This is a genomic window from Microvirga sp. 2TAF3 (assembly GCF_052114965.1).
Classification (GTDB): Bacteria; Pseudomonadota; Alphaproteobacteria; order Rhizobiales; family Beijerinckiaceae; genus Microvirga.
On sequence record NZ_JBFRFT010000001.1, the window covers coordinates 73,876 to 88,627 of the forward strand.

The window sequence follows — 14,752 nt, forward strand, 5'->3', positions numbered from 1 at the left end:
CCCACCGGCCTCAGACCAGGGCTCAAGCCAACCCTTCAGGGAGGAAAACATGAGAGGAACGGCACTGAAACTAGCAGCCACGGCAGGCCTGATCGCAGGGCTTGCGACGGGTGCGATGGCGCAGGACAAGAAGAGCGTCACCATCGGCGTCTCGATTCCGGCCGCCACCCATGGCTGGACCGGCGGCGTCGTCTACCACGCGCAGGAAGCCGCCAAGCAGCTCGAGAAAACCTATCCTGGTCTCAAGGTGGTGGTGAAGACCTCGCCCGATGGCGCCTCTCAGGCGAACGCCCTCGACGATCTGACTGCGCAGAAGATCGACGCCCTCGTCGTTTTGCCCTTCAACTCGGACGAGCTGACGGATCCGGTTCGGGCGGTGAAGAAGCGCGGCACCTTCATTACCGTGGTCGACCGCGGCCTGAAGGATCCCTCGATCCAGGACATCTATGTCGCCGGCAACAATCCGGAATTCGGACGCGTCGCCGGCAAGTTCATGGTCGACAACCTGAAGACCGGCAATGTGGTGATCTTCCGCGGCATCCCGACCGTGATCGACGAGGAGCGCGTTTCGAATTTCGAGAAGGCGCTCGAAGGATCGGGCGTGAAGGTTCTCGACAAGCAATACGCCAACTGGAACCGCGACGATGCTTTCCGGGTGATGCAGGATTACCTCGCCAAGCATCCGAAGATCGACGCGGTCTGGGCCTCCGACGACGACATGGCACTCGGCATTCTGGAGGCGATCCGGCAAGGCAAGCGCGAGGATATCAAGTTCGTTCTCGGCGGGGCCGGCATGAAGGAGATGGTGAAGCGGGTCATGGACGGCGACAAGATGATCCCCGCCGACGTGTCCTATCCGCCCGCCATGATCGCGACGGCGATGAACGTGACGGCGGCGCAATTCTTCACGGATGCGCCCATGCGCGGCACCTACGTGCTGAATGCGCAGCTCATCACCAAGGACAATGCGAAGGAACACTACTTCCCAGACTCGTCCTTCTAAGCCGTGAAACGTCCCTCCCCGCCGGCGGGGAGGGACGAACTGGTTGCGGGCTATCCAGACATTTGCCCCTCCTCCGCCTATGACGGAGGGATCCCGGGAGACGTTCCATGAAGACCATGAAGGGACCCGGACTCTTCCTTGCGCAGTTCGCAGGCGACGAGGCCCCGTTCAACTCGCTCGATTCCATCTGCCGCTGGGCGGCCTCCCTCGGCTACAAGGGCGTTCAGATTCCCACTTGGGATGCGCGCCTCTTCGACTTGAAGAAGGCGGCGACGTCGGAGACCTATTGCGACGAGGTTCAGGGCATCGCGCGCTCCCATGGACTTTCGATCACCGAATTATCGACCCATCTCCAGGGTCAGCTCGTGGCGGTTCATCCAGCTTACGACGAGGCCTTCGACGGGTTCGCGGCTCCCGAGGTCAGAGGCAATCCGCGGGCGCGGCAGGAATGGGCCGTGGAGCAGATGCTCATGGCGGCGAAGGCCTCGAAGCGCCTCGGCTTACAGGCGAGCGTGACCTTCTCCGGGGCGCTCGCGTGGCCTTTCGTCTATCCCTGGCCGCAGCGCCCCGCCGGCCTCATCGAGACTGCGTTCGAGGAACTCGGCCGGCGCTGGCGTCCGATCCTCGATGCCTATGAGGATGCCGGCTGCGATGTGGCCTACGAGATCCATCCGGGCGAGGATATTCACGACGGGGCGACCTTCGAGCGGTTCCTCGATTCGGTCGGCGGCCATGCGCGTGCCAGCATCAACTACGACCCGAGCCATTTCCTGCTGCAGCAGCTCGACTACGTCGCCTTCATCGACCTCTATCACGAGCGCATCAAGGCGTTCCACGCCAAGGACGCCGAGTTCAATCCCACCGGGCGTGTCGGCGTCTATGGCGGCTATGAGAACTGGATCGACCGCGCCGGGCGCTTCCGGTCTCTCGGAGACGGGCAGGTGGATTTCAACGCGATCTTCTCTAAACTCGCGGAATACGACTACGATTCCTGGGCCGTGCTGGAATGGGAATGCTGCCTCAAGCATCCGGAAGACGGGGCACGGGAGGGCGCCGCATTCATCGAAAATCATATCATCCGCGTGACGGAGAAGGCCTTCGACGATTTCGCGGCGGGCGGAACGAATGAGGCCGCCAATCGCCGCATGCTCGGCCTCGAAGCCTTGCGCAAGGCAGCGGAGTAGACGCCATGACAATCACGGCATCACAGGACCAACATCTGAAAAGACGTCTTCGCCTGGGCATGGTCGGCGGCGGGCGTGGCGCCTTCATCGGCGCCGTCCACCGCATCGCGGCGCGGCTCGACGACCGCTGGGAGCTGGTGGCGGGCGCGCTCTCCTCGGACCCCGAGCGCGCGCGCCTGTCCGGCGAGGATCTGCTGCTGCGATCCGATAGGATCTATGACGATTTCAATGAAATGGCGCGGCGCGAGCGGCGCCTGAAAGACGGCATCGATGCGGTTGCCATCGTGACGCCCAACCATGCCCATGCGGCGGCGGCGCGGGCTTTCCTGAAAGCCGGCATCCACGTGATCTGCGACAAGCCCCTCACCACCACGCGCCGTGAAGCGGAGCAACTGGCGAAGCTCGCGAAGGAATCGGGCCTGATTTTCGCAGTCACGCACAATTATACTGGCTATCCCCTGGTACGGCAGGCCCGCGCCATGGTGCGGGTCGGCGATCTCGGCGCGATCCGCGTAGTGCAGGTGGAATATGCACAGGACTGGCTCGCCACCCGCGTGGAGGACACCGGCAGCAAGCAGGCCGAGTGGCGCACGGACCCGGCCCGGTCGGGACCGGCCGGCGCGGTGGGCGATATCGGCACGCATGCCTTCAATCTCGCCGAGTTCATCACCGGCGACGAAGTCACTTCGCTCTCAGCCGATTTGCACATCTTCGTCGAAGGCCGTAGGCTCGACGACAACGCGCATATGATGCTGCGCTTCGCCTCCGGCGCTCAGGGAATGTTGTGGTGCAGTCAGGTGGCCACGGGCCTGGAGAACGGCTTGCGCATCCGGATCTATGGCGACAGGGCTGGACTCGAATGGCACCAGGAAAATCCGAATGTCCTGGTCTTCTCGCCGCTTGGCGAGCCGCCCCGCCTGATCCGGCGCAACGGCGCGGGCACGAAGGAGGTTTCGCAGGCCGCCTCGCGCATTCCCGCAGGGCATCCGGAAGGCTATCTGGAGGGCTTCGCCCAGCTCTATACCGATGTGGCGGAACAGATCACGGCGCGGCTCGAGGGCCGGGAACCGAATCGGTACTCGCTCCAGGTGCCCACCGTCGAGCATGGAGTGCGCGGCGTACGCTTCATCGAAGCGGCGGTTCGCTCGTCGCAGAGAAAGTCGGTATGGGTCTGCCTCTGAACTGAGCTTTCTCTGGCGGTGCAGTCGCCTTCGGTGCCGGGATGCCGGTTCCCGATTCATCCATGTTGTCACACCGGCATGGTGCTGGCTGGAAGCGGCGGGGTTGGGCCCCTATAAAACCCATGGCAGGCCGAGCCGAGCGAATGGTCCGCTTGCCATATGGACGATATTCGGTCACGACAGCGCAGGGTCGCTCCCTTTGAAGGGCGGACCTGTTTCAGGTTGCACGGAGTTGCTGATTTCTCATGACCTCGACCCATCATCATGACCATGCCGTCGAGGGGTTGAACGACACGCAGAAGCGCGTGCACCGCATTCTGACGGCGGCGCAGAATCCGCTTTCGGCCTATGAGGTCCTGGACAAGATGCGGGCGAAGGGGTCCGTGACCCCACCCACGGTCTATCGCTCGCTCGACAAACTGATCGAGAAAGGGCTGGCCCACCGGCTCGAGAGCCTCAATGCCTATGTGGCCTGCAAGCACCCGCACCATCACGACATGGCGGCCTTCGCCATCTGCGAGGAATGCGGCCAGGTCACCGAATTTACAGATTCCCAAATCAGCGACCGGCTTATCGGGTGGAGCGAGGCTCACGCCTTCCACCCAAAGAAAGTAACTGTCGAAGTCAGGGGCCTCTGCGAAACCTGCTCGCAATAAAATTGCTTTAGGCCGTTATTCTTATCCCTTTGCCTATTGGCATCGAGAACCTCCCCTCTAATTCCCGTTATGCAACAACGCCGTTGGGACAACCCAGTTCTGCATATCTGCAAGCATAAATTGCAACGATACCACATTGTACAAGTCAAGCTTTACCTATATGAACATGTAGGATTCGAAATAACAGGAGCCTGCTATGAGCGCCCGAACCCAACGGAAAGATGAGGAGGATATGCTCCTCCAGCGTGCGGATGATCTGTGCCGTGCCAACAATCTGCGTCTGACGCCAATCCGCGAGCGCGTTTATCGCGAGCTCGTACAGAGCGGCGGCCCCGTCGGCGCCTACGATCTCGTGGACAGGTTGAGCAGCGACAAGAAGCGTCTCGCTCCTGTGACGATCTACCGGGCTCTCGACTTTCTTCGCGATGCCGGCCTCGTCCACCGCCTGGCGACGCAGAACTCCTACATCGTGTCGCACGGCCAGCCCGAAGTGAACGCGATGAAGATCATGTTCGTCTGCACCAAGACGGGCCAGACCGTCGAGGTTCATTCCAAGGAAGTCGCGGAAGCCGTCCAGAAGGCAGCCGAGGAAGCAGGCTTCAGATCCCTCTCGCCCTTCATCGAAGTCGAAGGCGAGATGGCCCGCTAAACCATTTTCCGCAGAGGCGGATACCGGCTCTGCGTCAGAAAACGGGACAAGATGAAGATTTCTAGGGCTCGTTCCGATCGGATCGGAACCTGTTCTTGAAAAGAAAGGTCAGGGCACCGCCGCCCTGCCCTATCGAGGCAACAAAGAGAAAGGCCGGGCATTGCCCGGCCTTTTTGCTACTCGGCTGCGAGAGCCCGGTGGGGAACGCGAGGCTTCGCCTCTTCCGCCAGCACCTTTCTCTTCTCCCGCGAGATGTAGGTGTAGAACATCGGCACCACGAAGAGGGTGAAGATCGTCCCGATGGACATGCCCGCGGCAATCACGAGCCCCATGGAGAAACGGGCGGCCGCACCCGCGCCGCTGGCGTAAAGAAGCGGCGCGACGCCGAGCACCATGGCGGCGGTGGTCATGAGGATCGGACGCAACCGCACCCGGGCCGCCTCCTGGATCGCCTCGCGCCGGCTGACGCCCTTCTTCTCCTTGAGCTCGTTGGCGAACTCCACCATCAGGATGCCGTGTTTGGTGATCAGGCCCACAAGGGTGATCAGACCGACCTCCGTATAGATGTTGAGAGTCGCCAGACCGAGATTCAGGAAGATCATCGCACCGAACATCGAGAGCGGCACCGACATCATGATGATAAACGGGTCCCGGAAGCTCTCGAACTGGGCCGCGAGCACGAGATAGATCACGATGATGGCAAGGCCAAAGGCGAGCGCGATCGAGCTGCCCTCCTGCACCTCCAGGCGCGACTGACCTGCGTAATCCTCATAGAAGCCCTCCGGCATGGTTTCCTTCGCGATGGAGCGAAGGGCCTGCAGACCCTCGGACGTGGTCACGCCGGGAAGGGGAAGCGCCGAGAGCGTCGCGGCGTTGAGCTGGTTGAACTGCTCGATCGCCGCCGGCGCCGCATCCGTCTTGATGCGCACGAGGGCCGAGAGCGGCACCATCGAGCCATCCGAGGCGCGGACATAGTACTCGCCCAGACGCTCCGGGTTCAGACGATCTACCTGCCGCACCTGGCTGATGACGTCGTAGCTCCGGTTGTCCCGGTCGAATTTCGAGATCGGAGCGCCGCCGACCAGAGCGCCAAGAGTGTTGCCGATCTCGCTGACCGGCACGCCCATGGCCGCCGCCCGGTCGCGGTCGACGACGATGCGGGCCCGCGGCGTCTGATAGGACACGGAGTTCTGGACGATGATGAACTTGCCGGTCGCCATCGCCTTCTGTTTGACCTGCTCCGCGACCTCATAGGCCTGAGCGGGGTCGCCGATCGTACGCAGCACATATTGGATCGGCAGACCGCCGCCAGCACCAGGCAGAGATGGCGGTGCGAAGACGAAGGCCTGGACACCGGCATTCTCATTCAGAAGATTCTGAATCTCCTGCTTGGTCACGACGCCCTTCTTCTGGCGCTCGCTCCACTCCTTGAGCTTGAAGCCGACGAAACCACCGCCGCCGCCGTCGATGCCGACGATGAGGAAGGAATCGTCGATCTCGGGGATCTTATCGCCCGCATTCGTGAACTGCGACGCGAAGGTCTGGGTGTAATCCGCCGTGGCATATTGCGGGGCGTTGACGATGCCGAGATAGGCGCCCTGATCCTCTTCCGGCGCAAGCTCGGATGAGGTCTTGGTGAACAGGAACGCCGTCGTTGCCAAAAGGGCAATGACGATGGTCAGCGTGACGGGCCGATAATCGAGTGAGCCTTTCAAGCGCCGGGAATACCAGTTCTCCACGCGCGTGAAGGCGCGGTCCACGAAGCCCGCGAAGCCGGTCTGTCCGCCATGGCCATGCGGCTTCAAAAGCTTCGACGACATCATGGGCGAGAGCGTCACCGCGACGATACCCGAGATCACGACCGATCCGGCGAGCGTGAAGGCGAATTCGCGGAACAACGTGCCCGTGAGGCCCTGTGTGAAGCCGATAGGCGCATAGACCGCCGCGAGAGTGATCGTCATGGAGACGATCGGCACGAAGATTTCCTTCATGCCCACGATGGCGGCATCGACCGGCTTCAGGCCCTCCTCGATGTGGCGGTGGATGTTCTCCAGCACCACGATGGCGTCGTCGACCACGAGGCCAATGGCGAGCACCATGGCGAGCAGGGTCAGCAGGTTGATCGAGTAACCCAGCGCAAAGAGCACGAAGCAGACGCCCACCAGCGAGAGCGGAATCGTCACGATGGGAATCAGCACCGAGCGGAAGGAGCCGAGGAAGAGCAGAATCACGATGATCACGATCAACGCCGCTTCGCCGATGGTCTTGAAAACTTCCTCGATCGAGGCCGAGATGAAGTTCGACGCATCGTAGACGATCTGAACCGTCATGCCCTTCGGCAGGGTCGGCCGGATGTCGTCGATGGCCTTGGTGACCGCCGCGGCCACGGTCAGCGGGTTAGCGGAGGGCGTCGGCGTGATGCCGATGAAGGTACCTTCCTTGCCGTTGAAGCTGACCTTGGTATCGGTGCTCTTCGGGCCCAGCGCCACATCGGCCACATCGCGCAGACGCACGACCTGATCGCCGTTGGAGCGAATCGGCAGCGTGCCGAAGGATTCCGGCGTCTGGAACGTGGTCTGCATCTCGAGCGCGTAGGCGACGAACTCGTTCTGAGTTTTGCCGGGCGCGGCGAGGAAGTTGCTGGCACGAACCGCCGTCACCACGTCGCCTGCGGTCACCCCACGGGCGGCGAGACGCACCGGATCGATCCAGATGCGCATGGAGAAGTCGCGTCCGCCGAGAATATCGGCGGACCCCACGCCTTCAAGCGTGGCGAAGCGCGGCTGCACCACGCGGGTGAGGAATTCCGAGACCTGCTCTGGATTCATCTCCGAGCTAGCAAAGGTCAGGTACATCAGGGCGAAGGTCTGGCCCGTGCCCTTCATGATGACCGGGTCTTCGGCATCGGTGGGCAATTGCGCGCGCACCGTCTGCACCTTCGCGGTCACCTCGGTCAGCGCCGCGTTGGGATCGGTGTTCAGGCGCATGCGTACGGAGACCGTACTCAGACCGAGCCGGCTCTGCGACGTCACGTAATCGACGCCCTCGGCGCTCGACACGGCCTTGGCAATGGGCGTGCTGATGAAGCCCTGCATCAGGTCCGCGCTGGCGCCCGTATAGGTGGTCGTGATCGTGATCGTGGTTTCCTCGACCTCCGGGTACTGACGCACCTGAAGGCTCATCAGACCCTGCGCGCCGAGCAGCAGGATCAGGAGGCTCACCACCATCGACAAGACCGGGCGGCGAATGAAGAGTTCAGTGAAACTCATGGGAGTTGTGCCTATTGTCCGGTCGCGAACTTCGTCGCGTCGGCTTTGGTCAAATCGATCGTGTTGTTGATTTTGACCGTCGATCCTGCCTGAAGTTTGTTCTGACCGGAGGCTACGACCTGCTGGCCGGGCTCCACGCCGGAAAGAACTTCCACGGTGCCGCCGCGACGGCGCCCTGTCTTCACGAAAACCTGCTTGGCGACGTCGACCGTCTTGCCCGCCTTCTCCGCCGGTTCGATCGTATAGACGTAATCGCCATAGAGGCTGGTAATCACGGACGTCTGCGGAATCGTGACTACGTTCGGCTCAGGCGGCAGGATCGCTTCGACGTTGAGGAACTGGCCGGGCAGGATCGCCCCATCCTTGTTGTTCTCGACTGCGGCCTGAACAGAAACGAGCCGCGTCTTGGGATCGACACGCGGATCCTTGCCGGTTACGTGTCCGGTAAAGCGAAGGTCACTCCCTGTCACACCGACGCGCACCTCCTGGCCGAGCTTGATCTTGCTAGCGTCCTGCTCGGGAACCGTGAAGTCGACCTTCATCGACGACAGGTCCTGGAAGCTCGCGATCACGGTGCCAGGCTGCAGATATTGACCGATATCGATGCGCGGAATGCCGATGACGCCTGAGAAGGGCGCTTTCAGGGCTTTCTGCTCGATGGTCGCCTCGAGTCGCGCCAGGCGGGAACGCGCTGCGGCGAGCACGGCGCTGGCCTGATCGAAATTGACTTCCGTGCCATAGCCGCGCGAGGACAATGTCTTCGCGCGCTCGAAATTGCTCTCGCCAACCTTCACGGCGGCCTGGACATCCTGCAGGTCGGCCCGCTCCACGGTGTCGTCGAGCTGAACCAGCACCTCGCCCTTGCGGACTTCCTGGTTCGCCTTGAAGTTGATCTGCTTGACGATGCCGGGGGTTTCGAACGAAAGCTCGACGCCATTGGCGGCACGGGCCGTTCCGATGGCGCTGACGCCCGGATTCCAGGTCTTCGCCTCGACCTTCGCCGAAGAAACAACCTGCGGCGGCTGCTGCATATTGGCGAAGAAGTCCTTGATCATTTTCTCTTTGAAGAAATTGAACCAGACCAGACCGGCGCAGAGCCCAATCGCAAGTATGAACACAACAAAGACTACGATGCGCCGTTTCATGGGCTTGTTCCGAAATGTTCAGGTCCGGGAACCGGATATCCTGTCTGAATGTGGAGGGGTGGCTCTAGCGCAACTTCCCCTTGACGCCAATGCCGAGGGACCCTTTATATACCGTCTGGACGGTGCAGTGCAAGAGGCGTGAATGTTTGGTTGTATTCCGGGACGAAAAAGTTCCCGAGAAAAAATTCTCGATGCCGCCGCAGAACTCGTCAGCGAAATCGGCTCGGGACGCCTGACTCTCGATGCCGTTGCGGAGCGCGCCGGACTCAGCAAGGGCGGGCTTCTTTACAACTTTCCGAGCAAAGAAGCACTCCTCCAAGGCATGATTCAACGTCTGGTCGATGAGGTATCTTCCAAAAAGGAGGCACTTCGGAGGCAGGCTCCTCTCGGTCGTAACCTGGAGGCCCGGCTTTGCACCCAGGCTCTTCTGACCATGTGCAGCAACGGCAAGATGAAGGAAATCGCCACCGGCATGCTGGCGGCCTCGTCAGAAAATCCGCGGCTTCTCGAACCCGTCCGCAACGTGGTCAAGGAAACCCTGGGGAAGCTGAAATCGACCTCGGACGATCTCGATGCAAGCCTCCTGGCCTGGCTTGCGGTCGAAGGGCTGCGCAGCATGGAAATGCACGACATCAGCCCCTTTTCGGATGACGACCGCGAGAAGATCGTCGACGCCATCAACCGCCTGCTGAGCAAAGGCATCGCCGAATAGAGCATGATCCGGACAAGGGAAAACCGTTTGTCCGTCAAGTTCCCGCGGTATCAAACTCCAGCGTCTTTTTCTCCGATCAGGCGATCCAGGAAGGATCGTTCGAAACCTCGTCCGTATGCTCGCCAAGGCGTGGTGACGGACGACCCGCCGCCATGGGCTTGCCATCGATCACGATGGGCGAGCGCACGGACGGAATCGTCCCGTTCTTGGCCGCAGGCGCAGGCAGATCGATCTTCAGCCCGCGCGCGATGACCTGCGGATCGGCGAAAACGTCGGCCACCGTATTGATCGGCCCCGCCGGAACGCCCTGAACCTCCAGCGCGGAAAGCAGGGCGTCGCGGGTCATCTTGAGGGTCAATTCGGTGAGAATCGGCACTAGCTCGGGCCGGTGGCGTACCCGACCTGCATTGGTCTTGAAGCGCTCGTCCTGCGCCAGATCGGGCCGTCCGAGCACGGTCACGAACCGGGCATATTGACTGTCATTGCCGACGGCCACGATCACATGCCCGTCTGCGACGGGAAACACCTGATACGGCACGATATTGGGATGGGCATTGCCCATGCGCCTAGGCGACTTGCCGGAGGCCAGATAATTCATGGCTTGGTTGGCGAGCACGCTCGTCTGCACATCGAGGAGCGCCATGTCGATATGAGCGCCTTCCCCCGTCTCGTCCCGGCGGCGAAGCGCAGCAAGCACGCCGACGACCGAATAGACTCCGGTAAAAATGTCGGCGAAAGCCACGCCGATCTTCTGCGGCTCGCCCTCCGGATCGCCGGTCAGGTCCATGATCCCGCCCATGCCCTGGATCATGAAGTCGTACCCGGCGCGCGTCGCATAGGGTCCGTTCTGGCCGAAGCCCGTGATGGAGCAGTAGACGAGGCGCGGATTGACGGCTTTGAGGCTCTCGTAATCGAGTCCGTACTTCTTCAGGCCACCGACCTTGAAGTTCTCGATCACCACATCCGCGTGAGCCGCAAGCCTGCGGACAAGCTCCTGGCCTTCAGGCGTCTCGAAATCGACCGCGATGGAGCGCTTGCCCCTGTTGCAGGAGTGGAAATAAGCCGCCGAGAGATCGCCGCCATCCGCGCCCTCGATAAAGGGCGGGCCCCAGCCGCGGGTATCGTCCCCCGCGCCGGGCCGCTCGACCTTCACCACATCCGCGCCGAGATCGGCCATGAGCTGGCCGACCCATGGACCGGCCAGGATGCGGGCGAGTTCGAGGACTTTGAGACCCTCAAGCGGCTTCATCATGATGTTGTCCGCCTTCGCTTTAGTAGAACGCCTGCAAACCGGTCTGCGCGCGACCCAGGATGAGAGCATGCACGTCATGCGTGCCCTCATAGGTGTTGACGGTCTCCAGGTTCTGCGCGTGGCGCATCACGTGGTATTCCTCCTGGATGCCGTTGCCGCCATGCATGTCGCGGGCTTGGCGGGCGATGTCGAGCGCCTTGCCGCAATTGTTGCGCTTGACCAGCGAAATCATTTCCGGCGCCATGCGGCCCTCATCGAAGAGGCGGCCGACGCGCAACGACGCATGGAGGCCGAGCGTGATCTCGGTCATCATGTCGGCAAGCTTCTTTTGCACGAGCTGCGTTGCCGCCAGCGGCTTGTCGAATTGCTTGCGGTCGAGAGTGTATTGGCGCGCCCGGTGCCAGCAATCCTCCGCCGCGCCCATGGCGCCCCAGGAGATGCCGTAGCGCGCCCGGTTGAGGCAGCCGAACGGGCCCTTCAGGCCCGACACGTTCGGCAGCAGCGCGTCCTCGCCGACCTCGACGCCATCCATCACGATCTCGCCGGTGATCGAGGCGCGAAGGGAGAGCTTGCCGCCAATCTTCGGGGCGGAGAGGCCCTTCATGCCCTTGTCGAGCACGAAGCCGCGAATCTCGTTGTTGTGCGCGGCCGACTTCGCCCACACCACGAACACGTCCGCGATGGGGGAGTTGGAAATCCACATCTTGGTGCCGGTCAGGCGATAGCCGCCGTCGATCTTCTCGGCGCGGGTCTTCATGCCGCCGGGATCGGAGCCCGCATCCGGCTCGGTCAGGCCGAAGCAGCCGACGAACTCACCCGAGGCGAGCTTCGGCAGGTATTTCTGGCGCTGCTCCTCGCTGCCATAGGCATAGATCGGATACATGACGAGGGAGGATTGCACGCTCATCATGGAGCGGTAGCCGGAATCGACCCGCTCGACCTCCCGTGCCACAAGGCCATAGGCCACATAGGAGGCGCCGGCGCAGCCGTATTCCTCCGGCAGGGTCACGCCGAGAAGGCCGAGATCGCCCATCTCGTTGAAGATGGCGCGGTCGGTGCGCTCCTCCCGATAAGCCTCGATCACGCGCGGCAGGAGCTTGTCCTGGGCATAGGCGCGGGCCGTATCGCGGATCATGCGCTCGTCATCGGTGAGCAGGTCATCGATGAGGAGCGGATCGTCCCACTTCAGTTTCGCAATTTCCTTATGGGCGCCTGCCATGATGCGTTTCCTTTTGCTGAGCGCCGCCGAAATCCGGCGCGCCGGCTGAAGTTGATGAATTTGGGCCGCAAAGTCGCGCTGGACAGGCCGGATGTAAAGCGACATCTTCGAAGCAGGTTATTCGCAAATGGAATGAACTTGTGCTCCGTCGCGGCTTTCTCCCGAGTGTCGGCAACCTTCTCGCCTTCGAGGCCACGGCCCGCCATGGCAGCGTATCCCGGGCGGCGGAGGAATTGAACCTCACGCAAAGCGCCGTCTCGCGCCAGATCCAGCAGCTTGAGGAATCGTTGGGCGTGCACCTGTTCAGCCGGTCCCGGCAGCGGGTGGTGCTGACCGATGTGGGGCGCATGTATGCGGCCAATGTGCGAACCACGCTCGGCGACCTCTCCGACGCGACCCGCCAGGCCATCGCGCTCTCGGGTACGAGCGGCGTCCTCAACCTTGCGGTTCTGCCCACCTTCGGCACCCGCTGGCTCATTCCGCGCATGCCTGAATTTTTTGCGCGGCATCCGGATGTGACGGTGAATTTCGGCGTGCGCCTGGTGCCGTTCGATTTCGCGGCCGAGCCCTTCGATGCGGCGATCCATTTCGGCCAGCCGCACTGGCCCGGGGCCGGGTGCGACCTTCTCATGAACGAGGAATGCGTGCCCGTATGCAGCCCGGCCTACCGGGAGCGGGAGAATATTCGTGTCCCGCAGGATCTGACCCGCGCCACGCTTCTTCAACAAAGCACCCGTTCCACCGCCTGGGCGGAATGGTTCGCCGGCGTGAATGTGGAGATCGGCAACGCCTTGCGCGGGCCGCGCTTCGAGCAGTTTGCCATGGTCGCCCAGGCGGCCGTGGCGGGGCTTGGCGCGGGGCTTATCCCGCATTTCCTGATCGCGGATGAACTCGCCTCGGGGCGTCTCGAAATTCTTTTCCCCCAAAGCCTGATCAGCAGCGGCGCCTATTACCTCATCTATCCCGAACCCAAGGCGGAAGCGCCGCTGGTGCGCTCGTTCCGCGATTGGATCAAGGCGAAGGCGCGACAGGACTCCGCTACGGATAGGGCTTTGCCCGCTTCAGAACCGTCCAGCTCAAGGTGAAAGCGGACCATCCGCAAACCGCGATTGCCGCCACCATCGACAGCGATGAGCCGTCGAAGAAGGCGCTCACGAGCATGATCACGATGGCGCCCGAGCAAAGCTGCAGCGTGCCCATGAGGGCAGATGCCGTTCCGGCGATCGGACCATGGGTTTCGAGCGCCAGGACCGCCGTCGATGGAATCACGAGGCCAAGGCAGCCAAAGGACATGAACAGGAGCCCCCACAGAACGAACGCGCTGTCGATGCCGGCGAGAGTCAGAACGAAAAGCAGGGTCGTCAACGCGGCGAACACGCTGATTGCGGTACGCACCACACGCTCGGCCCCGAACCGCCGCATCAACATGCTGTTGAACTGCGCTCCGCCGATGAAGGCGATGGCGTTCGAGGCGAAGACGAGGCTGTAGCGGGACGGCGTCAGGCCGAAATGCTCGATGAACACCACTGACGAGCCGGCAAGATAGGCAAAGAAGCTCGACTGGCCGAGACCGCCGATGAAGACGAGCCCGAGGAAGCGCCAGTCTCTCAGGAGATTTCCATAGGTGCGGGCGATGCCTCCGATACTCCTGTGGCTCGTTCCCGAAACCCGCGTTTCCGGCAGCAGGGTCGCCACGATGACGAGCCCGATCAGGCCGATGCCGGCGATGGCCCAGAAAATGACGCGCCAGCTGAAGAACTCGGTGAGCATGCTGCCTGCCAAGGGCGCCAGGATCGGCGACACGCTGAACACCAGCATCGTCGTCGCCATGAGCCGCGCGGCTTCCGCGCCCGTATGCAGATCGCGAATGATGGCCCGGGTGATGACCATGCTGGCGCAGGCCCCGACGCCCTGGAGAAACCGGAATGCGATCAGCATCTCGGCACTTTTGGCGAAGCTGCAGCCGATGGCGCCCAGGATGAACAAGGTCAGCCCGAAATAGATCGGCGGCTTGCGGCCGACCTGATCCGAGATCGGGCCATAGATGACTTGGCAGATCGCGACCGCCAGGAAGAAGCTCATCAGGCTCATCTGGACGGCACCGACATCCACCTGCAATTCCCGCGAAATCGCCGGGAAAGCGGGCAGATACATGTCGATGGCGAAGGGCCCGATGGCGGACAGCATGCCGAGGACGAGGGCATTGCGCAGAAAAGCGGACTTCATGAAAAAACTTCCGTCGCCCGATCCGAAGGACCGGGATTGATCAATTGGCCTGCGCTTTCAAAAACACAGGCGATCGAGGCAAGCAGGTAAGGAAAACGCGCTGTTGAACTGGGTCACAGCTCCGCGGGGCAGGAATCCGCAGCCAACTGTGTATCATGCTTTTATGCCGCACCGCGCGCGGGTCAAGAGACGAATGCAGCGGATCCATGCGTGCCGCGATGGGCTCGCGACACGATTTATCGAGAAAGTCCGGCAA

12 protein-coding genes are annotated in these 14,752 nt (G+C 62.2%); 7 read left to right on the forward strand and 5 right to left on the reverse strand.

Annotated features, from left to right (window positions below):
* The first annotated feature begins 49 nt into the window (after positions 1-49).
* From AB4Y97_RS00355 to AB4Y97_RS00375, 5 genes are all read left to right on the forward strand, one after another.
* Positions 50-1,003 (forward strand): substrate-binding domain-containing protein, encoded by a 954-nt coding sequence (locus tag AB4Y97_RS00355; RefSeq protein ID WP_441997001.1) that lies wholly within the window; start codon positions 50-52, stop codon positions 1,001-1,003.
* A 107-nt stretch (positions 1,004-1,110) separates the two neighbouring features.
* Positions 1,111-2,187 carry a sugar phosphate isomerase/epimerase family protein gene (locus tag AB4Y97_RS00360; RefSeq protein WP_441997002.1) on the forward strand — a complete coding sequence of 359 codons (1,077 nt, stop codon included), beginning with the start codon at positions 1,111-1,113 and terminating at the stop codon, positions 2,185-2,187.
* A 5-nt stretch (positions 2,188-2,192) separates the two neighbouring features.
* On the forward strand, positions 2,193-3,368 hold the full coding sequence (locus AB4Y97_RS00365; protein WP_441997003.1) for a Gfo/Idh/MocA family protein: 1,176 nt from the start codon (positions 2,193-2,195) through the stop codon (positions 3,366-3,368).
* A gap of 245 nt (positions 3,369-3,613) precedes the next feature.
* The gene (locus tag AB4Y97_RS00370) at positions 3,614-4,024 is read left to right on the forward strand and encodes a Fur family transcriptional regulator (RefSeq protein ID WP_441997004.1); all 411 of its coding nucleotides are present in this window, start codon (positions 3,614-3,616) and stop codon (positions 4,022-4,024) included.
* Positions 4,025-4,220: 196 nt separating this feature from the next.
* Positions 4,221-4,673 (forward strand): Fur family transcriptional regulator, encoded by a 453-nt coding sequence (locus AB4Y97_RS00375; RefSeq protein ID WP_441997005.1) that lies wholly within the window; start codon positions 4,221-4,223, stop codon positions 4,671-4,673.
* Between the two features lie 176 nt (positions 4,674-4,849).
* Here AB4Y97_RS00375 and AB4Y97_RS00380 read toward each other — a convergent pair whose 3' ends face one another.
* On the reverse strand, positions 4,850-7,942 hold the full coding sequence (locus AB4Y97_RS00380) for an efflux RND transporter permease subunit (RefSeq protein WP_441997006.1): 3,093 nt from the start codon (positions 7,940-7,942) through the stop codon (positions 4,850-4,852).
* A gap of 11 nt (positions 7,943-7,953) precedes the next feature.
* Positions 7,954-9,087 (reverse strand): efflux RND transporter periplasmic adaptor subunit, encoded by a 1,134-nt coding sequence (locus AB4Y97_RS00385; RefSeq protein WP_441997007.1) that lies wholly within the window; start codon positions 9,085-9,087, stop codon positions 7,954-7,956.
* 142 nt (positions 9,088-9,229) lie between these two features.
* On the opposite strand from AB4Y97_RS00385, the gene AB4Y97_RS00390 reads away from it, so the two are divergent.
* Positions 9,230-9,799: a TetR/AcrR family transcriptional regulator gene (locus tag AB4Y97_RS00390; protein WP_441997008.1), complete on the forward strand. Its 570-nt coding sequence runs from the start codon at positions 9,230-9,232 to the stop codon at positions 9,797-9,799.
* Between the two features lie 76 nt (positions 9,800-9,875).
* On the opposite strand, the gene AB4Y97_RS00395 is transcribed toward AB4Y97_RS00390, so the two are convergent.
* Together AB4Y97_RS00395 and AB4Y97_RS00400 are read right to left on the reverse strand one after the other, a co-directional pair.
* Positions 9,876-11,051, reverse strand: a complete 1,176-nt coding sequence (locus AB4Y97_RS00395) for a CaiB/BaiF CoA transferase family protein (RefSeq protein WP_441997009.1) — start codon at positions 11,049-11,051, stop codon at positions 9,876-9,878.
* 19 nt (positions 11,052-11,070) lie between these two features.
* Complete coding sequence (locus tag AB4Y97_RS00400) at positions 11,071-12,270, reverse strand: acyl-CoA dehydrogenase (protein WP_441997010.1); 1,200 nt, start codon at positions 12,268-12,270, stop codon at positions 11,071-11,073.
* Between the two features lie 140 nt (positions 12,271-12,410).
* Here AB4Y97_RS00400 and AB4Y97_RS00405 point away from each other — a divergent pair, with 140 nt between their 5' ends.
* On the forward strand, positions 12,411-13,355 hold the full coding sequence (locus AB4Y97_RS00405) for a LysR family transcriptional regulator (RefSeq protein ID WP_441997011.1): 945 nt from the start codon (positions 12,411-12,413) through the stop codon (positions 13,353-13,355).
* Here the strand turns inward: AB4Y97_RS00405 and AB4Y97_RS00410 are convergent.
* Positions 13,309-14,496, reverse strand: a complete 1,188-nt coding sequence (locus tag AB4Y97_RS00410; protein ID WP_441997012.1) for a multidrug effflux MFS transporter — start codon at positions 14,494-14,496, stop codon at positions 13,309-13,311. The two genes, AB4Y97_RS00405 and AB4Y97_RS00410, sit on opposite strands and share 47 nt — an antisense overlap.
* Positions 14,497-14,752 lie beyond the last annotated feature (256 nt).